This is a genomic window from Variovorax sp. ISS6, assembly GCF_056523145.1.
This window is the reverse complement of the sequence record NZ_JAWRZC010000001.1, coordinates 1,006,830-1,029,851: the sequence shown is the minus strand read 5'-3', so window position 1 is coordinate 1,029,851 and position 23,022 is coordinate 1,006,830. Positions and strand designations below refer to the sequence as shown.

Sequence of the window (23,022 nt, the reverse complement as noted above, 5' to 3'; positions counted from 1 at the left end):
CGCGTGTCTCCCGGCGTGATGGCGGCTCCCGTCCGCCTTTCTTTCTTCTTGCTGCGCCCCGGCGGCGCGCGACCGCTACTGCACGAAGCCCATGCCGCGCGATTCGCGCACTTCGGGCTTGATGCGGTGCTCGGCCTCGAGCTGGTCGAGGAACTCGGCGGCCGAGAACTCGGTCGCCAGGATATCGGTCTGTCGTTTCACCGCCGCGAAATCGCCGGGGCACAGCTGCGCGAGCTGCGCCAGCCGCGCGCGGATCTCGCCCGCGAGCAGCGAGGCGTCGCCCGCGAGCGCCTCGGTCACGAACATGCGCTCGCGCTGCGCCGCGGTCAGCGGCATGAACTTGATCTTGAAGGTGAAGCGCCGCAGCGCCGCCTGGTCGAGCCGGTCGAGCAGGTTGGTGGTGCACACGAAGATGCCGTTGAAGCGCTCCATGCCCTGCAGCATCTCGTTGACCTCGGTGACCTCGTAGGTGCGCTGGGCACCGCGGCGGTCCTGCAGGAAGCTGTCGGCCTCGTCGAGCAGCAGCACGGCCTTCTCGCTCTCGGCCTCGCGGAACATGGCGGCCATGTTCTGCTCGGTCTCGCCGACGTACTTGCTCATGAGGTCACTGGCCTGGCGCACGATCAGCGGCCGGCCGATGGCCTTGGCGATGTGCTCGGCGAGCGCGGTCTTGCCGGTACCGGGTGCGCCGTAGAAGCACAGCGTGCCGTGGCCGCGCGCCTTCAGCGCCTCGACCACGCGCGGGATCTCGAAGCGGGTCTCGACGTTGAGCATGTCGAGGTCGTAGGTGGTCACGGTGCGGCGCTCGCCGCGGCCGGTGTCGGTGGTGCCCAGCGCGAGGTCGGCATTGCGCAGCTGGCGTTCGATCAGCGCCTCGACCGAGGCGCCATCGGTCCGGGCCAGGCCCGCGAAGCGCACCGCGGTGCGGATCTGCGCCGGCGTCAGGCCCTTGCGCCCGGCCAGCTTGGCCGTGAAGGCCTCGGACACCGTCACGCCCTCGAGCGTCTTCTTCACCAGTTGCTCGCGCGCGCCCGGCGGCGGCGACTTGAGCTCGAGGTGGTAGGCGAAGCGGCGGCGGAACGCGGGATCGATCTGCTCGATGCGGTTGGTGACCCACAGCGTGGGCACCGGGTTGGCCTCGAGGATCTGGTTGACCCAGGCCTTGCCGCTGACGCTGCCGTTGGCCGGCGCGGGAATCTGCTCGGCGCGCGCCATGTACTGCGCGGCCTCGGTGCTGATCGGCGGGAACACGTCCTCGACCTCGTCGAACAGCAGCGCGGCCTGGGCGCTGCCCTTGAGGAAGACCTGCGCGATCTGCAGCGAGCGGTAGCGGTCGCGGCCCGACAGCGAGTTGCCGTCGCGGTCGGCGTACTCGACCTCGAACAGCTCGAGCCCCGCGGCCTGCGCCACCACCTTGGCGAGTTCGGTCTTGCCGGTGCCGGGCGGGCCGTAGAGCAGCACGTTCACGCCGAGCTCCTTGCGCGCGACCGCCGCGCGCAGCAGCGTGACGAGCACGCGCACCTCCTCGTCGACGAAGGAGAAGTCGTTGGGCAGCAGCGCGCTCTTGGCCGAGGGCCGCGTGAACACGGCCATCAGCTCGTTGTGGTCGCGGTACTCGCGCATCAGCACCGGCGGCAGCTTCTCGCTGACCTTCATCAGGTCGGCGAGGTCGGTGATGTTGTGCTCGGAGATCAGGTTCTCGACCAGCCCGATGCGCTCGAGCCGCGAGCCGGCACGCAGCGCCTCGCCGACCTCGCTCGCGTTCACGCCCGCGATGTCGGCGATCGCGGCATAGGCCTCGGGCGCGTTGTTGACCTTGAATTCGACCAGCAGCGAGCGCAGGTCGCGCTGGTAGCGCGCGAGCGTGCCGTACAGCAGCAGCGCGCGCTCGGCCTTGTTGAGCTGCAGCAGGCCCGCGAGCGCGTCGATGTTCTTCTCGACCAGCGTGGACTGCTTGCGCAGCGCATGCGTGAGCCAGTCGCGCGTGACGGCCAGCACCGAGAGCAGATCCTTGGGCTGGTCCTTCGCGTACTCGTCGAGGTAGAAGAACAGCGTGCCTTCCTCGTACGGGCCGCGCCAGACGCCGTGGCGCTCGAGCAGCGTGCGGCCGTCGAGGCTCTCGACGCCCTTCCAGGCCTCGTTGCCCGCGCAGCGGCGGCCGAGGAATTCGCGCAGCCGCTGCAGCACCGCGGCCGGCCACACCAGGTGGCGGCCGGTCAGCGAGAGCAGGCCGTTGATGTCGCGCCGCACGTTGAAGCGCGGCCCCTGCTTGGCGGCGAGCGTGAGCACGAAGTGCGAGCACATGAGCTCGAGCACCGGTGCTTCCTTGAGACCGGGCGACGGCAATGCCTGCCCGCGAACCGCAGCAGCCACCACATCGACACCCGCACGCTTGACCATCGGACGAACCTCCAGAGAGGGGAATTACCGGCCAGACCATAACGCAGACTTTTGGCTTCGGGAAGACGCCGAAAGGGTAAAAACCCTGGTGTCCGATTCCGTCCACAATGCGCGCCATGGTCGAAATCGAAGAAATACGCCGTGCCGCGGCACGCCTTTCGGGACAGGTGCTCGACACGCCCTGCGTGGAATCGCGCACGCTCTCGGAGATCGTGGGCGCGCAGGTGTTCCTCAAGTTCGAGAACCTGCAGTTCACCTCCTCGTTCAAGGAACGCGGCGCCTGCAACAAGCTGGTCGACCTGTCGGAGAGCGGCACCCGCGGCGTGATCGCGATGTCGGCCGGCAACCATGCGCAGGGTGTGGCCTATCACGCGCAGCGGCTCGGCCTGCGCGCGCTGATCGTGATGCCGCGCTTCACGCCCGGCGTGAAGATCGAGCGCACGCGCGGCTTCGGCGCCGAGGTGGTGCTGTACGGCGACACGCTCGACGCGGCGCGCGCCCATGCGGTCGAACTCGCGCAGCGCGAGGGCCTGGCCTTCGTGCATCCCTACGACGACGAGGCCATCATCGCGGGCCAGGGCACGGTGGCGCTCGAGATGCTCGCGGCCGAGCCCGCGCTCGACACGCTGGTGGTGTCGGTCGGCGGCGGCGGACTGATCGCGGGCATGGCGGTGGCCGCGCGCGCGCTCAAGCCCGGCATCGAGATCGTGGGCGTGCAGACCACGCGCTTCCCGGCCATGGTCAACGCGGTCCAGGGCACGCAGCATCCGCAGGGCAAGAGCACCATCGCCGAGGGCATCGCGGTCGGCACGCCGGGCGTGCTGACGCGCGAGATCATCGCGCGCCATGTCGACGACCTGGTGCTGGTGGACGAAGGCGACATCGAGCAGGGCGTGCTGATGCTGCTGGAAATCGAGAAGACGCTGGTCGAAGGCGCGGGCGCCGCCGGGCTGGCCGCGCTGATCCGCCACCCCGAACGCTTCAAGGGCAAGCGCGTGGGCCTGGTGCTGTCGGGCGGCAACATCGATCCGCTGCTGCTCGCGGCCATCATCGAGCGCGGCATGGTGCGCGCCGGCCGGCTCGCGCGGGTGCGCGTCAGCGCGCGCGATGTGCCGGGCTCGCTGGCCCAGATCACGGCCACCGTGGCCGAAGCGGGCGCTAACGTCGACGAGGTCCACCACCAGCGCGCCTTCACCATGCTGGCGGCGCAGAACGTCGACATCGAGCTGGTGCTGCAGACCCGTGGCCGCGAACACCTGGCCAGCGTGCTCGAAGCGCTGGCCGCCGCGGGCTTCGAGGCGCAGGAGCAGCACTGAGGACCGACCCCGGTTACGTCTGGTTCCAGGGGTCTCGCAACCCCCTAGACCGCGGGCATGCACCCCACCGGTAAAATGCCACCAGTTCGTGTCATTCAAAGTATCAGAGGTATTCCCGATGTCCCACCCCACTCCTGTCGAGCCCGCGCACGGCGCTGCCGTCGAGCAAGACACGGTCGAGTCGATCGTTCACCTGATGCCGATCGTGCTGCCGATCGCCGGCGGCGTGCTGATGCTGCTGCTCGCATCGATCGCCGTCTTCCTCGCCTGACAGGCATTTGCGCTCTCGTCCGCGGGTCGTGCGGCCCGCGCTGACGCATCCTCCTCTCCCGAGCCGAAACGTTTTCTCAAACGGACCTCCACGCCGCCGCGGCGTGGCGCACCGTTCGGAAAGACGATTTTTCAACTTAGGAGATTTCCGATGAACGCACCCACGAAGGGCCTTGGCATTCAGGCGCCCGCCTACGTCAAGAACGCCAAGCTGATTGCCTGGGTGGCCGACATGGCCGCGCTGTGCAAACCCGAATCCATCTACTGGTGCGACGGCAGCAACGAAGAGTACGACCGCCTCTGCCAGCAACTGGTGGACGCCGGCACCTTCCAGAAGCTCAATCCCGCCAAGCGCCCGAACTCGTTCCTCGCCTCCTCCGACCCGAGCGACGTGGCGCGCGTCGAGGACCGCACCTACATCTGCTCCGCCAACAAGGAAGACGCCGGCCCCACCAACAACTGGATGGCCCCGGCCGAGATGCGTGCCACTCTGCAGCCTCTTTTTGACGGCTGCATGAAGGGCCGCACGATGTACGTCGTGCCCTTCAGCATGGGCCCGCTGGGCTCGCCGATCGCGCACATCGGCATCGAGTTGTCCGACAGCCCCTACGTCGCGGTCAACATGAAGATCATGACCCGCATGGGCAAGGCCGTGTACGAGGTGCTGGGCGCCGACGGCGAGTTCGTGCCCTGCGTGCACACCGTGGGCGCACCGCTCGAGGCCGGCCAGAAGGACGTCGCCTGGCCCTGCAACAAGACCAAGTACATCGTCCACTACCCCGAGACGCGCGAGATCTGGAGCTTCGGCTCGGGCTACGGCGGCAACGCGCTCTTGGGCAAGAAGTGCTTCGCGCTGCGCATCGCCTCGAACATGGGCCGCGACGAAGGCTGGCTCGCCGAGCACATGCTGATCCTGGGCGTGACCAGCCCCGCGGGCAAGAAGCACCACGTGGCCGCCGCCTTCCCGAGCGCCTGCGGCAAGACCAACTTCGCGATGCTGATCCCGCCGGCCGGCTTCGACGGCTGGAAGGTCACGACCATCGGCGACGACATCGCCTGGATCAAGCCCCAGGCCGACGGCACGCTGCGCGCCATCAACCCCGAGGCCGGCTACTTCGGCGTGGCCCCGGGCACCAACGACCTGACCAACCCGAACTGCATGGCCAGCCTCGACCGCGACGTGATCTTCACGAACGTGGCGCTGACCGACGACGGCGACGTCTGGTGGGAAGGCATGGGCGACGCGCCCGCGCACTGCATCGACTGGCAGGGCAAGGACTGGACGCCGCAGATCGCCAAGGAAACCGGCGCCAAGGCCGCCCATCCGAACGCGCGCTTCACCGTGGCCGCCACCAACAACCCCGCGCTCGACGACGCCTGGGACGATCCCAAGGGCGTGAAGATCGACGCCTTCATCTTCGGCGGCCGCCGCTCGACCACCGTGCCGCTGGTGACCGAGGCCCGCAACTGGGTCGAGGGCGTCTACATGGCCGCGACCATGGGCTCGGAAACCACCGCCGCGGCCGCCGGCCAGCAGGGCGTGGTGCGCCGCGATCCGTTCGCGATGCTGCCGTTCATGGGCTACAACATGAGCGACTACTTCCAGCACTGGCTCGACCTGGGCAAGAAGCTGCAGGCCTCGGGCGCCACGCTGCCGCGCATCTACACCACCAACTGGTTCCGCAAGGGCGCCGACGGCAAGTTCGTCTGGCCCGGCTACGGCGAGAACATGCGCGTGCTCAAGTGGATGATCGACCGCATCGAAGGCAAGGCCGACGGCGTCGACCACATCACCGGCGTGAGCCCGCGCTACGAGGACCTCAACTGGACCGGCCTGGACTTCAGCGCCGAGCAGTTCGCCACCGTCACCAGCATCGACAAGGCCGCCTGGCAGGCCGAGCTCAAGCTGCACGACGAGCTGTTCGAGCAACTGGCCCATCACCTGCCGAAGGAACTGCCCGCGACCAAGGCGGCGATCGAACAGCGCCTCGCTGCCTGACGTGAACGCGCCCCGCGAGGGGTGCGCTCCAGACGCGAAAAAGCCGCCCTCGGGCGGCTTTTTCGTGGGCGCGATCGCGCGATGGGCTCAGTAGTAGCGCGAGCTGTTCATGCGGCGCATCGCTTCGTACAGCGTGGGCATGCGGGCCGCTTGCGTACGGGCGGCGGCGCCGGCCAGTGCGTCGATGCGGGCTGCGTCGGCCACGCTCGCCGTGCCTTCCGACTGCTGGCGCCAGACGGCGGCCTGCAGTTCGGCCATCACGCGCGGGTCGCTGTGCGCGGTTTCGAGGAAGCGGGCGTCGGCGCGGGCCGCGGCACGGCGCTGCGAGGCGGCCAGCCAGGCGGCGCCCAGCTTGTTGGCACCGTTGGCCAGCGAGCCGGCGAACAGGGCGATCACCGCGAAGGCGCCGGCGCAGACCAGGGCCCAGGCCGCGAGCAGCGCGCCTTCGTCCCAGTGGGTGACGATGGTGTCGGCCACCACGAGCACGGCCGAGACGATGGCGACGATCAGGAGCAGGATCAGCGGACGGGCGCTGCTGCCGCCGCGCGCGGCCTTCAGGTGTCCGAACAGGACTTCGGCGCGCTGGACGCCGGGGTGGACGGTGGGTTGGTCGACGTGTACGAAGCTGGTCATGGTGCCCTCCAAGGCGTGTTTCTATTTCCGATGGCTTGATATTAGGGTTTGCCCTAGTAACTTTCCACTTTATCTTTCTGATGTTTATCATTCACAAGACTGATGGACGTCAACTTCCGCACGCTCGACCTCAACCTGCTTCGCGTCTTCGACGAGGTGATGGCGGAGCGCAACCTCACGCGCGCCGCGCGCAACCTGTCGATCACGCAGCCGGCGGTGAGCAATGCGCTGCGGCGGCTGCGCGAGGTGCTCGGCGACGAACTGGTGCGCCGCGCCGGTGCCGGCGTGGAGCCCACGCCGCGCGCGCTGGCGCTATGGCCCACGGTGCGCGACGCGCTGCGCCAGCTGCAGCACACGCTGGCGCCGGGCGAGTTCGATGCCGGCACCGCCGACACCACCTTCCTGCTGGCCATGGCCGATGCCACCGCGGCCGAGCTGATGCCGGGCCTGGTGCGGATCGCCGAGACCGAGGCGCCGGGCATTTCGATGCGGGTGCTGCCGCTGACCACGCGCGACCCTCGCCGCATGCTCGAGCACGAGGAGGTCGACATGGCGATCGGCTACTTTCCGGCCGTGATCGCGAGCCTGGCGGCGCGCGGCCAGTCGGGCGTGGGCGTGCCCTTCGAGACCCAGCGGCTGTACCTGGGCCAGTACGTGTGCGTGATGCGCCGCGGCCATCCGCTGGCCGAGCAGCCGCTCACGCTCGACGGCTACTGCGCCGCGCGGCACCTGCTGGTGAGCTTCTCGGGCCGGCCCTACGGCTTCATCGACCAGACGCTGGGCGCCCTCGGGCGCGAGCGGCGCATCGTGGTGACGGTGAACCAGTTCTTCACCGCCGGCCAGGTGGTCGCGACCACCGATCTGCTGACGGTGCTGCCGCGCCATTTCGTGACGGTCACGGGCATCGGCGACCAGCTGGTGCTGCGCGACCTGCCCTTCGACCAGCCGCCGGTGCACGTGGATGCCATCTGGCACCGGCGCGCCCAGCACGCCCATTCGCACGAATGGCTGCGGCAGTCGCTGCTGCGCTCGGCGGCGGCAGCCTTCGCGGGCTCGATCCTCGGGCAGAAGGTGCCCGGTTGAAACGGCAGTGGGCCGTTCAGCGGACCACGCGCAGCCAGGCGGCTGCCGCGCCGCGCAGTTCCTGCGCGTGGTGGGCGTCGAGACCCGCGCGCACGTCGGCGCTTTCCATCAGCGCCGCGGCGTGGCTGGCCGGCGCAGAATGGGCGGAGGAACGGAAGAAACGTGCCACTTGGGCAATGAGGCTGAACATGATGGTGCGCGGCTCTTGGCTGCGCTGCAGTGGTTGATGCCCCATAGATTAGGGGTTAACCCTAGTTAAAAAATGCCACATCTATGCGTGATGCGCATAGACTGATCCACCTAGATAGAAACCCTGATGAAACTGCAGCTGCTGTCGGACCTGCATCTCGAATCCCATCCGCGCTTCCATGCCGAGCCCGTGCCGGGCGCCGACCTGCTGGTGCTCGCGGGCGACGTGGGCTCCTACCAGGAAGGCTCGCGCCTGGAGGATCCCGACTTCGGCCTCGGCCGCTTCTCGCCCAAAAAGGGCTGGCCGACGCCCGTGATCTACGTGCCGGGCAACCACGAGTACGACAACCTCGATTTCGACGACACCCACGTTCGGCTGCGCGCGCTGTGCGAGGAGCTCGGCATCCTCTGGCTCGAGCGCGAAACGCTGGTGATCGAGGGCATCCGCTTCATCGGCACCACGCTGTGGGCCGATTTCGACGCGCTCGTGACGCCCACCGACGGCCTCGCCGAGGCGCTCAAGAAGCGCGGCAAGGCGATGCGCGCGGCCGATTTCTACCTCGAGAAGATGTCCTCGCGGCGCAACGGCACACCCTTCCTGTCGGCCGAATTGCGAGAGCAAGGGCTCACATGCCAGGCCTGGCTGCGCGAGGCGCTGGCCCAGCCCTTCGACGGCACCACGGTCGCCATCACCCATTTCGCGCCCTCGCTGGCCAGCGCCGATCCGCGCTACGGGCTCACGCCCGGCACGGCGGGCTTCTGCAACTCGCTCGACGAGCTGCTGCCGCAAGCCAGCCTCTGGCTGCACGGCCACCTGCACTGCGCCTTCGACTACGTGAAGGACGGCTGCCGCGTGGTGGCCAATCCGCTGGGCTACCGCAGCAAGGGCGAGCAGGAGGGCTTCCGGCCCGAACTGCTGATCGAGGTCCGCTGAACCGGGGGCCGCCGATATGATGGCCCGCACTCCTCCTCCAACAACCGCCCTCCGGCCACCGGCCGCCCGCGCATGCTCGACAACCTCGCTCCCTTCCTCATCCACTGGGCCATCACCGCGCTCTCGCTCTGGATAGCAAGCCACATCTTCAAGGGCCTGACTTTCGAGAGCACCGGCGCGCTGGTCATCTCGGCGCTGCTGCTGGGCCTGGCGAACGCGGTCGTGAAGCCGCTGCTGATCGTGCTGACCCTGCCGCTCACGCTGGTGACCTTCGGCCTGTTCCTGCTGGTGATCAACGCGCTGATGATCCTGCTGGTGGCGGCGCTGGTGCGCGGCTTCCGGGTCTCGGGCTTCTGGACCGCGCTGTTCGCGAGCCTGTTCGTCTCGATCCTCAGCATCCTGATCGGCGCCTTCGTCGGCGGCAGCGATCCCGCCACCACGATCCAGATGCCGCAGGGCACCGGCAACTGGCTCTAACGCGCAGCCAGGCCGTCGAAGCAGGTCGAGAGCACCAACTCGACGATCTGCGCGTCGCTGTGCTGCCCGCCGCCCTGCAGGAAGCCCAGCACCGGATCGCAGCCGCGCGCATAGAGCGTGTAGAGCACGCCGATCGCGGGCAGCTTCGGATTCATCGAGCCGTCGGCCTGGGCCGCCTGGATCCAGCCGCCGAGGGTGTCGCTGATGGTCACCAGGCGGTCGATGTAGCCCCGGTTGCCCAGCAGGGTCGCGCGCAGGCTGGAGTTCTGGTGCGGCAGCGAAGGCATCTCGCCCGCGAGCTGCAGCTCGAGCGCCCAGCGCACCGTGGCGCGCAGCTTGCCGATCGGCGGCTCGTCGGCCGGCAGCGCCGCGAGCATGTCGAGCGTGCGCTGCATCAGCCGCACCATCGCGGCGGCCGCCAGGTCTTCCTTGCTCGGGAAATGCTTGTAGAGGCTGGCCTTGGCGATGCCCACCGAGGCCGCGACCTCGTCGACCGTCATCGATTCGAAGCCCTTCTGCGCCAGCAGCCGGTTGGCCGTCTGCACGATGGCCTCTTCCCGCGCAGCCAGCATCTGCTCCTTGAACGAAGGCTTGGCGGTCGGAACGGTCATGCCGAAATTCTAGTCTCGCGCGTCGCCCGGCATACACCCCGCACGCGGAATTACCAGCCGGTCTAGGAATTCCGTCGCGGTCTCAGCTGCCGCGGCGCTCGTGCACGCTGTCCTTGTAGTGCAGTGCCTTGTCCGCGTACATCGCGCGGTCGGCGCGCTGCAGCGTGGCCTCGAGCGAATCGCCCGCATGGCAGGTCGCCAGCCCGATCGCCAGGCTCAGCGCATGGCCGCTCTGGCCGGCATGGAACTGGTTGTTGAGCTCGAGCAGCACGAGGATGCGCTCGCGCATCGCCTCGGCGCCGCGCTCGTCGGTCTGCGGCATCAGCACCGCGAACTCGTCGCCGCCGATGCGCGCGGGCCAGGACGGCGCGTCGACCGCCTTGGCGAGCACCTCGCCCATGCGCCGCAGCATGGTGTCGCCGGCGGCGTGGCCTTCCTGGTCGTTGAGCTGCTTCAGGCCGTTGAGGTCGATCGCCACGATCGACACCGGCCACGGCCCCTTGCGCGCGAGCCGGTTGAGCTCCTCGGTATAGAAGGTGCGGTTGCACAGCTGCGTGAGCACGTCGTGCTTGCCCAGGTACTCGAGGTAGGCCTCGGCCTTCTTGCGTGCGGTGATGTCGACCAGCGAGACCAGCACCAGGTCCCAGCTGTCGAGGCGGTCTTCCTGCACCGCGAACTGCATGTGGATGTTGAGCATCTCGCCCGCGAGCGAGTAGTTGACCACCTCGCGCTGCTGCAGCGTCTTGTGGTTCCACAGGTCCTGCAGCTGCTCGGCGAAGGATTCGCGCATCTCGTCGCGGAAGATGCGCGGCAGGCTGCCCAGCAGGGTGCCCAGGTCGGGCGCGCCGAACATGCGCAGCGTCTCGTGGTTCACGTCGATGACGCGGATCTCCTGCATGCAGCGGGTCACGAACTCGGGGTGCACCTTGAGGAAGGTGGCGAAGTCGGTGATGCCGCGCGCGCGCAGGTTCTCGAGCAGGCCACGCACCGCGCTGAAGTCCTCCACCCACAGCGACACCGGCGAGTGGTCGAACAGGCTGCGCGCATAGCGCTCGCTCTCGGCCTGCCGGCGCTGCGCCGCCACGCGTTCGGTCACGTCGTCGAGCGCCACCAGCACGCGGTCCCAGCGCTCCTCGTGGCCCGGCAGCACGCGCGCGCGCACCCGCACGTCGAGCCGGCGGCCGTCGAGCGCGTAGTTCACGGTCTCGCTCTCGAAGCGCATCTGGCCGCGCCAGAGCTGGTCGAGCTCGTGCACCACGGTGGCCGACATGTCGCCGCGGAACACGCTGTCGAGCGAACCCAGCAGCTGCGCCTGGCTCTCGGCCGCGAACAGCTCGAGCGTGTGGCGGTTCACGCGCAGCACCTTCAGCGAGGCCATGCAGTCGCGCACGCGCTGCGGGTCCTCGGCCAGGAAGGCGACGAGGTCGCTCACGCCCTGCGCACGCCAGCCGTCGAGCATGCGCCGCAGCGCGCTGTAGTCCTCGATCCAGAGCGAAACCGGCGCCAGGTCGAAGGTGGCGTCAAGATCGTCGACGGGAGCGGCATCGGTCGCGTCGGTCAGGTCCATCCGTGAAGCTTTCGAAAGAAGAGACGGGACAGGGCATCGCCGCCGCGACGATCCGGCAAGGATCGGGCCCGGAGCGGAAGGCGCCAGGGACTTTAGACTTAATTATTACCCTGTGAAGGCACCCGGCGCGAGCCCGCCGCCGGGGATTCTGCACGGGCGGCGTGACGGCCCTTCAGAGCAGCTCTTCGCCCACGATCGGCAGCAGCAGCCAGTTCTTGAAGCGCAGCCAGATGAACTCGCCGGGCTCGTCCTCGTGGACGATGTCGCCGCCCGCGTCGTCATATTCGAGCCACTGCACGCGGCGGCCGTCGGGCCCCAGCCGCAGGCGGTAGCCGATGTTGACGCGCGCGGTGGTGCGCATCAGCCGCTCGTAGTCGTTGACCATGTCGGGGCTGTCGATCACCAGCCCGATCTCGGTGTTGACCGCGGCCGAGCGGTGGTCGAGGTTCATCGAGCCGACGAAGAAGCGCTCCTGGTCCACGATCGCGAGCTTGGCATGCAGCCGGCTGATGGTCTTGCCGAAGTCGCCGAACTGGCCCGAGCGCCCGCTGAGCAGCGGCGCGATCTCGAAGATGTTGACGCCGATCTTCAGCATGTCGGCGCGGTAGCGCTCGTAGCCCGCGTAGGCCAGCGGCTCGTCGGTGGCGCCCAGCGAATTGGTGATCACCGTGATGCGCACGCCCGAGGCCACGTTCTTCTTCATCTGCGCCATGCCGCGCGCGCCCGGGATGAAGTACGGCGAGGCGATCTTCACGTCGTGCTGCGCCGAGTCGATGACGCCGAGCGCGCCCTCGGTCACGCTGCCGCGGTAGGCCAGCTCGGGCTTGCGCGCGATCTTCTCGGGATCGTCCACGAACAGCGTGAACGGCGCCCAGTAGCGGTCGAGCTTGCCGGTGATCAGTTGCTCGCCCACGGGCGACTTGTCGAGGATGTCGCGCGGGCGGATCGGCACGTCGGGCACGGCGGTGCGCGCGATCTCGTCGAAGCGGCGCTGCGCCGCCTCGGGCGTCATGGCCAGCGGCGCGATGTTCTCGATCGGGCGCACGTGCGGGCTGTTCCAGTAGCGGTCGAAGCCCTCGGACATCTTGCGCACCACCGGGCCGCACGAGATCACGTCCATGTCGATGAAGTTCGCCGCCGTGCTGCGCATGAAGTACTCGTTGGCGATGTTGCGCCCGCCCGAGACCGCGAAGCTGTTGTCGGCGATCAGCAGCTTGTTGTGCATGCGGTGGTTGATGCGGCCGAAGTCGGTGATCGACAGCGCCAGCCGCGTGGCCAGCGAGCTCGCGCGCGAAGGCAGTGGATTGAACAGCCGCACCTCCACGTTCGGGAAGGCCGAGAAGGTGCTGAAGACCTCGTCGGCGCCGCCGGTGTAGAGGTCGTCGACCAGCAGGCGCACGCGCACGCCGCGCGCGGCCGCCTCGCGCAGTTCCTTGAGAAACAGCAGGCCGACGTCGTCGTTCTGGATCAGGTAGTACTGGACGTCGAGCGACTTCTCGGCATGGCGCGCCAGCGAGATACGTGCGTCGAAGGCGAAGGCCGCCTCGGGCAGCAGCCGGAAGCCCGACAGCGGGGTCTCGCTGCCGCCCGGCGCGTCCTTGTAGGCGAGCTGGCCCAGCTCGGTCTGCGCCACGTCGGTGAAGGCCAGGGTCGGCGGCTTCTCGGGTGGCGGTGGCGGCAGGCTCGCGCAGCCCGCGAGCCATGCAGTCGCGCACAGGGCGAGCGCGGCGAGGCGGCGGAGCGGGGTGGCGGGCATGGCTCGAAATGTAGCTCGCGGCGATGACGAAAGGCACCCCTATGATCGGCGCGGCGGCACGGCTGCATGCGGGGTAAGAGAAGGCTAAGAAAAGGGGTAAGAAAAGGGTGCTCAACGGCTTGTGGCTGGGTTTCTTCCTGGTGGCGGCGCTGGCCGCCTTCGGCCGCTGGCTGCTCGGCGGCGACCCCGCCGTCTTCGCGGCGCTGGTCGAGAGCCTGTTCGCGATGGCCAGGCTCGCGGTCGAGGTCATGGTGCTGCTGTTCGGCACCCTCACCTTGTGGCTGGGCTTCCTGCGCATCGCCGAGGCGGCCGGCCTCGTGGGCTGGCTCGCGCGCATGCTCGGCCCGCTGTTCCGCCGGCTGATGCCCGGCGTGCCGGCCGGCCATCCGGCGCTGGGCCTGATCACCATGAACTTCGCAGCCAACGCGCTGGGCCTGGACAACGCCGCCACGCCGATCGGCCTGAAGGCGATGCGCGAGCTGCAGCGGCTCAACCCCGACCCGGTCACGGCCACCAACGCGCAGATCCTGTTCCTGGTGCTCAACGCCTCCTCGCTCACGCTGCTGCCGGTCACCATCTTCATGTACCGCGCGCAGCAGGGCGCGGCCGATCCCACGCTGGTGTTCCTGCCGATCCTGCTGGCCACCAGCGCCTCCACGCTGGTCGGGCTGCTCGCGGTGGCCGTGGCGCAGCGGCTCAAGCTGTGGGACCCGGTGGTGCTGGCCTACCTGCTGCCGGGCGCGCTGCTGCTCGGCGGCTTCATGGCGCTGCTGGGCACGCTCTCGGCCGCCGCCATCGCCGCGCTCTCCTCGCTGCTGGGCAATCTCGTGCTGTTCGGCGTGATCGTCGCGTTCCTGCTGGCCGGCGCGCTGAAACGCGTGAAGGTCTACGAATGCTTCATCGAGGGCGCCAAGGAAGGCTTCGACATCGCGAAGAACCTGCTGCCCTACCTGGTCGCGATGCTGTGCGCGATCGGCGTGCTGCGCGCCTCGGGCGCGCTCGACCTCGCGCTCGACGGCCTGCGCTGGCTGGTCGACGCGGGCGGCTTCGACGCGCGCTTCGTCGACGCCATGCCCACCGCGCTGGTCAAGCCCTTCTCGGGCAGCGCGGCGCGCGCGATGCTGATCGAGACCATGAAGAGCCAGGGCGTCGACAGCTTCCCCGCGCTCGTGGCCGCCACCATCCAGGGCAGCACCGAGACCACCTTCTACGTGCTGGCCGTGTACTTCGGCGCGGTCGGCATCCAGCGCGCGCGGCATGCGGTGGCCTGCGCATTGCTGGCCGAGCTGGCCGGCGTGATCGCGGCGATCGCGGTCTGCTACTGGTTCTTCGGCTAGGACTCCTGCGGCACCGCCTCGCGGCCCGGCAGTTCCACCACGGCACGGCTCGCCCCCGCGCGCAGCGCCTGCCGATAGGCCGTCGGCGAACTCCCGGTGACGCGCTTGAAGGCATGGCTGAACGCGCTCTCGGAGCTGTAGCCCAGGCTCTGCGCCACGAGCGCGACCGGCGTGTCGTCCTCGCCGAGCGCGCGCTCGGCCAGGCGCATGCGCCACTCGGTCAGGTAGCCCAGCGGAGCGATGCCGGCCACGGCCTTGAAGTGCGAAGCGAAGGTGGTGCGCGACATGGCGCAGGCGCCGGCCAGCTCCTCCAGGTGCCAGGCGCGCGCCGGATCGTCGTGCATCGCCCGCAGGGCCGGCGCGATGCGCGGCTCGCTCAGGGCGCGCAGCCAGCCCGCGACCAGTGGCCCCGAGGTTCCCAGGTGCGCGCGCAGGATCTGGATGAACAGCAGCTGCGCGAGCTGGGCCGCGGCGAGCTGCGCACCCGGCTGTGCCTGCGTGCGCTCCTCCATCAGGTGATCGAGCAGCCAGCGGAACACCGGGGCCTGCGGCGCCGACGCGCGGACATGGATCCACGGCGGCAGCGCATTCAGCAACAAGGGCCCGCTGACCGGATCGAGCAGCACATGGCCGCCGATGTGCGCGAACTCGCTGCCGTCGCCGAGCTGCGCCGAGGAGCGGCCCGCGCCCGAGAACAGGCCCATGGCATCGACGGGCTCGGCCTCGGGATCGCTGGACAGGATCGACCAGCGGTGCGCCGACAGCAGCCCCACGTCGCCGGTCTCGAAGCGCGCGGGTTGGGGCTCCCCCTCGATGCGGACCCAGCAGTGGCCCTTCACGACGGCGAAGAACTTGATCTTGTCGGGCGCCGGAAAACGGATGGCCCAGGTGCCGCCGGCCGTGAAGCCGCCGGTCACCAGGCTCTGCGCATGGGTCAGCTTGAGGATGTCGGAGAAGGGATCGGCGCTCATCTTCGTACTATCGCGCAAGCAAAGCGTACTCCCAAGCATTCACAGTCCGACCCCCTCGAAATATCGTTCCCCATCTCGAATCAAGGACGAACAAGGAACGGACATGGAACAGGCTTTGGTATTGGTCACCGGCGGCACCGGCTTCATCGCGCAGCACTGCATCCTCGCACTGCTGGCCCAGGGATTTCGCGTCCGCACGACCGTGCGCACGCTCGCACGGGAAGCGGAGGTCCGCGAGCACCTCAGGACGGGCGGCGCCGAGCCGGGCGAGCGGCTGGGCTTCGTGGTCGCGGACCTGGGCGCGGACGCCGGCTGGGCCGAGGCCGCGAAGGGATGCACCTACGTGATCCACGGCGCCTCGCCCACGCCATCGGGCAGCTATGCCACCGACGAGGACTGGGTCCGGCCGGCCGTCGACGGCAACCTGCGCGTGCTGCGCGCCGCGCGCGATGCGGGCGTCAAGCGCGTGGTCCTCACCTCGGCCTTCGGCGCGGTCGGCGTCGGCCATGGGCCGATGGGCCGGCCCTTCAATGAAGAGGACTGGAGCAACCTCGCGGGCGACGTCGCGCCTTATCAGAAGTCGAAGACGCTGTCCGAGCGCGCCGCGTGGGCCTTCGTCGAGAAGGAAGGCCGCGGTCTCGAGCTCGCGGCCGTCAACCCGACCGCGGTGCTGGGCCCCGCGCTCGGCGCCGACTTCTCGCACTCGATCCAGATCATCAAGGGAATGATGGACGGCCAGCCCGGCTCGCCCAAGATCAACTCGGGCTTCGTCGACGTGCGCGATGTGGCGGACCTGCACCTGCTCGCGATGACGCATCCGGCCGGCAAGGGCGAGCGCTTCCTCGCGATCGCGGGCGAGAGCCTGTGGCTGGCCGACGTGGCGGGCATCCTGCGCGAGCGCATGGGCGCGGCGGCGCAGAAGGTGTCGACGCGGGCCCTGCCCAACTGGCTGGTGCGGCTCGGCGCGAAGACCGACCCGCGCATGAAGGCCGTCGTGCCGATGCTCGGCCTGAACATGAACGCCACCAGCGAGAAGGCCCGCCGGCTGCTCGGATGGAATCCGCGCTCGGCCGAGGAAGCGATCGTCGCGACGGCCGAGAGCCTGGTGCGGCTCCAGCTGCTGAAGGCGTGAGCGGCGCACGCCGCCGCCTCATTCCCTCCCGCGCGCCCGGTAGCTGCCGGGCGCGATGCCGGCGAAGCGCCGGAACGCGCTCGACAGGTGGCTCTGGCTGCTGAAGCCGCACTGCAGCGCGATCTCGACCAGGCTCAGCTCGGTGCGCAACAGCAGCGTCCTCGCGCGCGCGATCCGCGCGGCCATCAGGTAACGGTGCGGCGGCATGCCGAAGGCGCGCTTGAACCAGCGCGCGAACGAATAGACATCGAGTTGCACGAAGGCCGCCATCTCGGCGAGCGTGAGCTTTTCGTGCAACTGGTCGAGGATGAACTGCTGCACGCGCCGGCGCAGCGCGTCGCCGGCATCGATGCGCTCGACCTGCAGCCGCGGATCGGCCGCATGGTGCCGCCGCAGGTAGGCCGCCAGCGCCACCGCGATGCTTTCCCCGTAGATCGCGCCGCCCGGATAGCCCTCGCGGATGTCGGCGGCGAGCGCGAGGCTGGCCTGCCAGACGAAGCCGTCGCGGATGCCGTTGCCCGGCACCAGCTCGACCGTCCTCGCGCCCGGCGAGCTCGAGACCGCCTGCACCAGGCCCGGCGTCAGACCCAGCACCACGCCGCGCCAGCGGCCGCGCGCATGCCCGCTGTACGACAGCCCGGCGGGAAAGATGCCGAAGCTGCCCGGCGCGAAGTCGCCCGTCACCGGCCGGTGCCCCGACCAGTGGATGCGCGCGGAGGTCAGTGCCTCGTGGTGAAGCATCACGCCGTGCTGGAACAGCACGGTCTCGGGCATCTCCCCGCCCGAGCCGCGCCACTCCTCGAGCCGCAGCCCGGGCCAGAGGCCCTGGTCCTGCAGCAGGACCGCCTCGGGTTCGAACTTCGTGCGGGACGCGGTCGTGGTGTCGAATCGCTCGGCGAAGGTCTGCACGGGCGTCTTGTCTTTCTGTCGGGGAAGGAAAACACGAGTGTCCGGCGCACGGCCCGCCGCGGGCATGCAGGTTTGCCCGCAGCGCCCGCAAGCAATTGCAAGATTCTGAAAAGCCGCGCCGTTTCGTGGAAGCCATGGCCACGCGCGCTGCCTAGCATCGCGCCGCCAATCAATACCTGGAGACACGATGAGCGAGAAGACATGGAGCGGCCGCGGCAGCGTGCTGCTGGCGGCGTGGTGCATCGGCGGCGGCGCGCTGCTTGCCGGCTGCGGGGGCGGCGATGGCGGCGCGCGCTTCGCGGGCCTTCCGCCCGCGAGCACGGGCAACCCCGCGCAGCCGCCCGCAACGACGACCAAGGCGGCCGACATCAAGGTGCTGTCGAACCGCGCGGACCTCGTCAGCGGCGGCGACGCGCTGGTCGAGATCGTGCCGGCCGCGGGCATCGCGGCGAGCGCGCTGCGCATCGAGCTCGACGGCACCGACGTGTCGTCCGCGTTCGCGATGCGGCCCGGCGAGCGCTTCATGGGGCTGGTCACCGGCATGAGCGAGGGCCGCCACCTGCTGACCGCGCGCGCCGGCGACACGGCGCTGTCGTCGCTAGTGATCACCAACCACGCCAACGGCGGGCGCATCCTCTACGGCCCGCAGATCCAGCCCTGGGCCTGCGATGCCGGCGCGCAGGACGCCGACTGCAACCGCCCCGTGAGCTACAGCTTCAAGTACCTGTCGAGCGATCCGGCCGTCGCGGGCTTCCAGCCCTACGACCCGGCCCGGCCGCCGGCCGACATCGCCACCACCACCACCGACCAGGGCCGCACCGTGCCCTTCGTGGTGCGCATCGAGACCGGCGTGCAGGACCGCGACTACTACGACGTGGCGGTGCTGTTCGATCCCGCGAAGCCCTGGGCGCCGTGGCAGCCGCAGGCCGCGTGGAACCGCAAGCTGCTGATCCAGCATGGCTCGGGCTGCGGCAACGGCTACGGCCAGTCCAACGCCCTGTCCTCGCAGCGCGTGCTCGACCGCGATGCGCTCTCGCGCGGCTTCGCGGTGCTGGCCGTGTCGCTCAACGACTCGGGCCACAACTGCAACATCGCCGTGCAGGCCGAGGCCACGATGATGGCCAAGGAGCGCGTCGTCGAGGCCTACGGCGAGCTGCGCTACACCTTCGGCTACGGCAGCTCGGGCGGCGCCATCGCCCAGCAGTGGATGGCCAACGCCTACCCGGGCCTCTACCAGGGGATCATCGTCGGCGCCTCCTTCCCCGACGCGGGATCGACCGGCAACGAGGTCGAGGACTGCGCGCTGCTGCGCAACTACTTCGGCCGCACCGCCACCGCGTGGACGCCCGACCAGCAGGCCGCCGCCTCGGGCCACCTGAACACCGCCGTGTGCACCGAGTGGATCGACTTCTACAAGTTCAACAACAACCTGAACCCCTACGCGACCAACATCGCGAACATCCCCGGCACCTCGCCCACCGCGCTCGGCGGCTGCGACGCGCCCCCGGGCGCGCGCTACGACGCCACCTTCAACTCCGGCGGCGCGCGCTGCACCTCGGCCGACTCGGCGATCTCGATCTTCGGCAAGCGACCCGACGGCTTCGCGAACCGGCCCTACTCGAACGTGGGCCTGCAGTACGGCCTGCTCGCGCTGAAGGCGGGCCGCATCAGCGCCGAGCAGTTCGTGGACCTCAACGCGAACATCGGCTCGCACACCATCGACTACGCGCCGCAGGCGCCGCGCGTGGCGGCCGATCCGGGCGCGATCGAGGCCTCGTACCGCTCGGGCTCGTTCAACCAGGCCAACGGCCTGGGCCAGGTGGCGATCATCGACATCCGCACGCTCGACATCAGCGGCATCCATCACCAGCACCGCTCGTGGACCCTGCGCGCGCGGCTCGACCGCGCCAACGGCGGCCACGCCAACCAGGCGATCTGGTACCAGGCCGGCAGCCAGCGCGAGGCCTACGACACGATGGATGCCTGGCTCGGCGCGATCGAGCGGGACGGCGGCGCCACGCCGCTCGCGCAGAAGGTGATCGCCCATCGCCCGGCCAGCGCCAACGACCGTTGCGGCAGCGCCGACGGCACGGGGCTCTCGATGCTCGAATGCACCGGCCTGGCCGACGGCTCGACGCGCATGGCGGCCGGCGAGGCCATCACGGGCGACGTGCTCGAGTGCCAGCTCGCGCCGCTCGACCGCGCGAGCTACGGCACGGTGGTGTTCTCGGACGCGCAATGGTCGCGCCTGAAGGCCGCCTTCCCCACCGGCGTGTGCGACTTCGGCCGGCCCGGCAAGGGCCAGCAGCCCACGCGCTTCTGGCAGACCTACCTGGACACGCTGGGCCAGGTCGTCGTCGGCGGCATGCCGCTGCCCGACCTGCCCTGAGCCGCGTTCATCGCGGCTCCACCACCGGGAACATCGGCTCGAAGCTGTCGAGCATCGCCATCAGCTCGGCCAGCTTCGCGCGGTCGCCCTCGATGCGCACCTTGCCGGCCAGCACCGCGGCCGGAAAGCTGGTCTGCTTCAGCGTCACGGCGTCGAGCGCGGCGCGGCTCAGCGTCACCGTGGCGTCGGCATCCGGCTGCCGCCCGGCGATGTGGGTCAGGGCCGAGTTCTCGAGCGTCAGCACGAACTGCTGCTTCGAATCCGTGAAGTTCCAGTTGATGACCAGCCGCTTGCCCTCGGCCTTCGCGGCATCGAGGCGCACGCCGAGGTAGTCGAAGAACAGGTCGTTGCTCACGGCCTTGAGCGTGTCGGCGTTGGCGGTGCCGCCCGACGGGATCTTCGGCACGCCGTTGCGCAGCTCCATCGCGCCCACCAGGTAGGCGCTGCGCCAGGTGCCGGCCTCCGACTGGTAGCCCAGCTGCTCGAGCGCGTCGGCGCCGAGCTCGCGCGCCGCGCGGTTCGAGGGATCGGCATAGACCACCTGGCTCATCGCGCTCGCGACCCAGCGGTACTCGCCCCTGGCGAAATCGCCGCGGGCGCGCGCGATCACCGCTTCGGCGCCGCCCATGTACTCCACCGTCTTGCGGGCCTGGGCCACGGGCGGCAGCGGATTCAGGTTGGCGGGATTGGCGTCGTACCAGCCCAGGTACTTCTGGTAGACCGCCTTCGCGTTGTGCCGCAGGGTGCCGTAGTAGCCGCGCGCCGACCATTCCTGTTCAAGGCTCGCGGGCATGCGCAGGGTCTCGGCGATGTCGGCCGCGGTGTAGCCGTGGTTGAGCAGCCGCAGCGACTGGTCGTTGATGAACTTGTACATGTCGCGCTGCTTCTTCAGCAGCTCGACGATGCGCTCGCGTCCCGTGGTGGGCCAGTGGTGCTGGGCGATCAGCACGTCGGTCCTGTCGCCGAAGGCCACGCGCGCCTGGTCGATGTACTTCGACCACAGGCTGCCGTCGCGCACCTCGGCGCCGCGGATGGTGTAGAGGTTGTGCATGGTGTGCGTCACGTCCTCGGCCATGTTGAGCACGCGGAACTGCGGCAGGTACATCAGCATCTCGGACGGCGCCTCCGAACCCGGCACGAGCTGGAACACGAACTGCACGCCGTCGATGGTGCGCTCCTCGGTCGGCTTGTCGATGGTGGTGGTGGGCGCGATCAGCGTGACGGTGCCGCGCGCCAGCGCCTTGCCCAGCCCGGTGTCGACCTGGCCGCGCACGCCCGGCGGCAGCAGCGAGCCGAACTGGTACTGCGAGCGCCGGCTCATCGCGTTGCCCGCGAGGATGTTCTCGGCCACCGCGGTCTCCATGAAGCCCGAGGGCGCGATCACCTGCACCTTGCCGGCCGCCACGTCGGCCTCGTCGACCACGCCCTTGACGCCGCCGAAGTGGTCGGCGTGGCCGTGCGTGTAGATCACGGTGCCGACCGGCTTGCGCGGCCGGTGCTGGTAGTACAGCGCGAGCGCGGCGCGCGCGGTCTCGGCGGCGAGCAGCGGGTCGATCACGATCAGCGTGCCGTCGCCCTCGACGATGGTCATGTTCGCGATGTCGAAGCCGCGCACCTGGTAGACCCGGTCGGTCACGCGGAACAGCCCGTGGATCGCATTGAGCTGCGCCTGGCGCCACAGGCTCGGGTTGACGCTGTCGGCCGGCGCGTCGGCCTGCAGGAAGCCGTAGGGCTTCATGCTCCATGCCGGGCGCTCGCCGGCGCCGGGCACCAGCGCGTCGGGCACGGTGCCGATGAAGCCGCGCATCGCGTCCTCGAAATCGCGCCGGTCGGCGAAGGGCAGCGTCTTCGCGAACTCGGCGTTGGCGGCCAGCGTGGCGGGCTCCGGCGGCTTGGGCGCGAGGGACGTTGCCGGCTGCGCGAAGGCCATGGCGCAGGCCATCGCGGCGCAGGCGGCGGCGGCGCGATGCGCGCGTGGGAAGACGTGGAGGAGATGCATGTGCGGCCTGACGCGAAGCTGGAAGCTGGAAAGTGGCGCGATTCTGGGCAGCCCCCAAACCATTGGCAAATGCAAAATACGTCGATTGATTTAAAGAAAAACACAAGATCGTCATGCAGCTGCGCCAGCTCCAGCACCTCGTCGCCCTCGCCGAGCAGGGCAGCTTCGGCCGCGCGGCCCAGGCCTCGCACCTCTCGCAGCCCGCGCTCTCGCGCAGCATCGAGGCGCTCGAGGAGGGCCTGCAGGTCCGGCTGATCGACCGCGCCTACGGCACGGTGCGCTTCACGCAGGCCGGCGAGCTGGTGCTCGCGCGCGCCCGCGAACTGCTGATCGACGCGCGCCAGCTCAAGGAGGACGTGCTGCAGCTCGAGGGCCTGGCCGCCGGCAGCCTGCAGGTGGGCCTGGGGCCGTTCGCGGCCGGCATGCTCGGGCGCGCGGCGCTGACCTTGCTGGTGCAGCGGCATCCACAGCTCTCGGTGCGCACCGAGGTGGCCGACACCGCCACGCTGGCCGAGCGGCTGCACCGGCGCGAGATCGACCTGTTCATCGCCGACACGCGCGACCTCGCGCGCCAGGGCGGCCTCGAGACCATGCGACTGCCCGACGTGCCGGTCTCGTTCTTCGTGCAGCCGCGCCATCCGCTGCGCAGGCTGGCCTCGGTCACGCTCGAGCAGGCGATGGACTACCCGGTCGCCGGACCCAGGCTGCCCGCGCGCGTGGCCGCGCAGTTCGAGCGCCAGGCGAAGCGCGCCGGCCGCGGCGTGTTCAACCTGGTCTGCGACGACACCGGCACCCTGCGCCATCTCGCGCTCACGGCGCGCGCCGTGGTGCTCGCGCCCGATGCGCCGGCCTTCCGCCACGAGACCCAGCCGCTGGTGCCATTGCCCATCGCGGGCCTCGACGGCATGCGCACCCACTACGGCCTGGTCAGGCTCGCGGGCCGCACGCCCTCGCCGGCCGCGGCGGCCTACACCCGCTTCGTGACCGAGGTGATGTCGGCCGCGCCGGGGACGGGAAGGACGGGTGCGCCAGAATAGGCCCCTGCCCTCC

19 protein-coding genes are annotated in these 23,022 nt (G+C 69.7%); 10 read left to right on the top strand and 9 right to left on the bottom strand.

What is annotated here, in order from left to right; genetic code table 11:
* Window positions 1–75: 75 nt before the first annotated feature.
* Window positions 76–2,400 carry an ATP-binding protein gene (locus AC1HIL_RS04770; protein ID WP_057592398.1) on the bottom strand — a complete coding sequence of 775 codons (2,325 nt, stop codon included), beginning with the start codon at window positions 2,398–2,400 and terminating at the stop codon, window positions 76–78.
* A gap of 116 nt (window positions 2,401–2,516) precedes the next feature.
* Here AC1HIL_RS04770 and AC1HIL_RS04765 point away from each other — a divergent pair, with 116 nt between their 5' ends.
* From AC1HIL_RS04765 to AC1HIL_RS04755, 3 genes are all read left to right on the top strand, one after another.
* Window positions 2,517–3,716: a threonine ammonia-lyase gene (locus AC1HIL_RS04765; RefSeq protein ID WP_172705420.1), complete on the top strand. Its 1,200-nt coding sequence runs from the start codon at window positions 2,517–2,519 to the stop codon at window positions 3,714–3,716.
* 118 nt (window positions 3,717–3,834) lie between these two features.
* Window positions 3,835–3,987, top strand: a complete 153-nt coding sequence (locus tag AC1HIL_RS04760) for a hypothetical protein (RefSeq protein ID WP_172705419.1) — start codon at window positions 3,835–3,837, stop codon at window positions 3,985–3,987.
* Window positions 3,988–4,137: 150 nt separating this feature from the next.
* Window positions 4,138–5,985 carry a phosphoenolpyruvate carboxykinase (GTP) gene (locus AC1HIL_RS04755; protein ID WP_057592396.1) on the top strand — a complete coding sequence of 616 codons (1,848 nt, stop codon included), beginning with the start codon at window positions 4,138–4,140 and terminating at the stop codon, window positions 5,983–5,985.
* A gap of 87 nt (window positions 5,986–6,072) precedes the next feature.
* Here AC1HIL_RS04755 and AC1HIL_RS04750 read toward each other — a convergent pair whose 3' ends face one another.
* Complete coding sequence (locus tag AC1HIL_RS04750; RefSeq protein WP_057592407.1) at window positions 6,073–6,618, bottom strand: hypothetical protein; 546 nt, start codon at window positions 6,616–6,618, stop codon at window positions 6,073–6,075.
* Window positions 6,619–6,720: 102 nt separating this feature from the next.
* Here AC1HIL_RS04750 and AC1HIL_RS04745 point away from each other — a divergent pair, with 102 nt between their 5' ends.
* Window positions 6,721–7,701: a LysR family transcriptional regulator gene (locus AC1HIL_RS04745; RefSeq protein ID WP_413761859.1), complete on the top strand. Its 981-nt coding sequence runs from the start codon at window positions 6,721–6,723 to the stop codon at window positions 7,699–7,701.
* A 16-nt stretch (window positions 7,702–7,717) separates the two neighbouring features.
* Here the strand turns inward: AC1HIL_RS04745 and AC1HIL_RS04740 are convergent, their stop codons facing one another.
* Window positions 7,718–7,891, bottom strand: a complete 174-nt coding sequence (locus tag AC1HIL_RS04740) for a hypothetical protein (protein ID WP_172705418.1) — start codon at window positions 7,889–7,891, stop codon at window positions 7,718–7,720.
* 126 nt (window positions 7,892–8,017) lie between these two features.
* Here AC1HIL_RS04740 and AC1HIL_RS04735 point away from each other — a divergent pair, with 126 nt between their 5' ends.
* Together AC1HIL_RS04735 and AC1HIL_RS04730 are read left to right on the top strand one after the other, a co-directional pair.
* Window positions 8,018–8,824 carry a metallophosphoesterase gene (locus AC1HIL_RS04735; RefSeq protein ID WP_057592393.1) on the top strand — a complete coding sequence of 269 codons (807 nt, stop codon included), beginning with the start codon at window positions 8,018–8,020 and terminating at the stop codon, window positions 8,822–8,824.
* A 72-nt stretch (window positions 8,825–8,896) separates the two neighbouring features.
* Entirely contained in the window at window positions 8,897–9,301 is a 405-nt protein-coding gene (locus AC1HIL_RS04730; RefSeq protein WP_057592392.1) for a phage holin family protein, read from the top strand.
* On the opposite strand, the gene AC1HIL_RS04725 is transcribed toward AC1HIL_RS04730, so the two are convergent.
* The 3 genes from AC1HIL_RS04725 to AC1HIL_RS04715 form a co-directional block, all read right to left on the bottom strand.
* Window positions 9,298–9,912, bottom strand: a complete 615-nt coding sequence (locus tag AC1HIL_RS04725) for a TetR/AcrR family transcriptional regulator (protein ID WP_057592391.1) — start codon at window positions 9,910–9,912, stop codon at window positions 9,298–9,300. The genes AC1HIL_RS04730 and AC1HIL_RS04725 overlap by 4 nt on opposite strands.
* Window positions 9,913–9,994: 82 nt before the next feature.
* Window positions 9,995–11,479 (bottom strand): sensor domain-containing diguanylate cyclase, encoded by a 1,485-nt coding sequence (locus AC1HIL_RS04720; RefSeq protein WP_261212042.1) that lies wholly within the window; start codon window positions 11,477–11,479, stop codon window positions 9,995–9,997.
* Between the two features lie 172 nt (window positions 11,480–11,651).
* On the bottom strand, window positions 11,652–13,235 hold the full coding sequence (locus AC1HIL_RS04715) for a phospholipase D family protein (protein ID WP_057592389.1): 1,584 nt from the start codon (window positions 13,233–13,235) through the stop codon (window positions 11,652–11,654).
* 107 nt (window positions 13,236–13,342) lie between these two features.
* Between AC1HIL_RS04715 and AC1HIL_RS04710 the strand changes: the two genes are divergently transcribed.
* Window positions 13,343–14,572 (top strand): nucleoside recognition domain-containing protein, encoded by a 1,230-nt coding sequence (locus tag AC1HIL_RS04710; RefSeq protein WP_479671262.1) that lies wholly within the window; start codon window positions 13,343–13,345, stop codon window positions 14,570–14,572.
* Here AC1HIL_RS04710 and AC1HIL_RS04705 read toward each other — a convergent pair.
* Entirely contained in the window at window positions 14,569–15,582 is a 1,014-nt protein-coding gene (locus AC1HIL_RS04705; RefSeq protein ID WP_479671261.1) for an AraC family transcriptional regulator, read from the bottom strand. The two genes, AC1HIL_RS04710 and AC1HIL_RS04705, sit on opposite strands and share 4 nt — an antisense overlap.
* Before the next feature lie 64 nt (window positions 15,583–15,646).
* Between AC1HIL_RS04705 and AC1HIL_RS04700 the strand changes: the two genes are divergently transcribed.
* Window positions 15,647–16,675 (top strand): SDR family oxidoreductase, encoded by a 1,029-nt coding sequence (locus tag AC1HIL_RS04700; RefSeq protein WP_479671260.1) that lies wholly within the window; start codon window positions 15,647–15,649, stop codon window positions 16,673–16,675.
* A gap of 18 nt (window positions 16,676–16,693) precedes the next feature.
* Here the strand turns inward: AC1HIL_RS04700 and AC1HIL_RS04695 are convergent, their stop codons facing one another.
* Window positions 16,694–17,584 (bottom strand): AraC family transcriptional regulator, encoded by an 891-nt coding sequence (locus AC1HIL_RS04695; protein WP_296729835.1) that lies wholly within the window; start codon window positions 17,582–17,584, stop codon window positions 16,694–16,696.
* 187 nt (window positions 17,585–17,771) lie between these two features.
* Here AC1HIL_RS04695 and AC1HIL_RS04690 point away from each other — a divergent pair, with 187 nt between their 5' ends.
* Window positions 17,772–19,973, top strand: coding sequence for a DUF6351 family protein (locus AC1HIL_RS04690; protein WP_479671259.1), 2,202 nt, complete (start codon window positions 17,772–17,774; stop codon window positions 19,971–19,973).
* A gap of 7 nt (window positions 19,974–19,980) precedes the next feature.
* Here AC1HIL_RS04690 and AC1HIL_RS04685 read toward each other — a convergent pair whose 3' ends face one another.
* Window positions 19,981–21,972: an alkyl/aryl-sulfatase gene (locus AC1HIL_RS04685; RefSeq protein WP_479671258.1), complete on the bottom strand. Its 1,992-nt coding sequence runs from the start codon at window positions 21,970–21,972 to the stop codon at window positions 19,981–19,983.
* Between the two features lie 113 nt (window positions 21,973–22,085).
* On the opposite strand from AC1HIL_RS04685, the gene AC1HIL_RS04680 reads away from it, so the two are divergent.
* Complete coding sequence (locus tag AC1HIL_RS04680) at window positions 22,086–23,009, top strand: LysR family transcriptional regulator (protein WP_479671257.1); 924 nt, start codon at window positions 22,086–22,088, stop codon at window positions 23,007–23,009.
* Window positions 23,010–23,022: the final 13 nt, after the last annotated feature.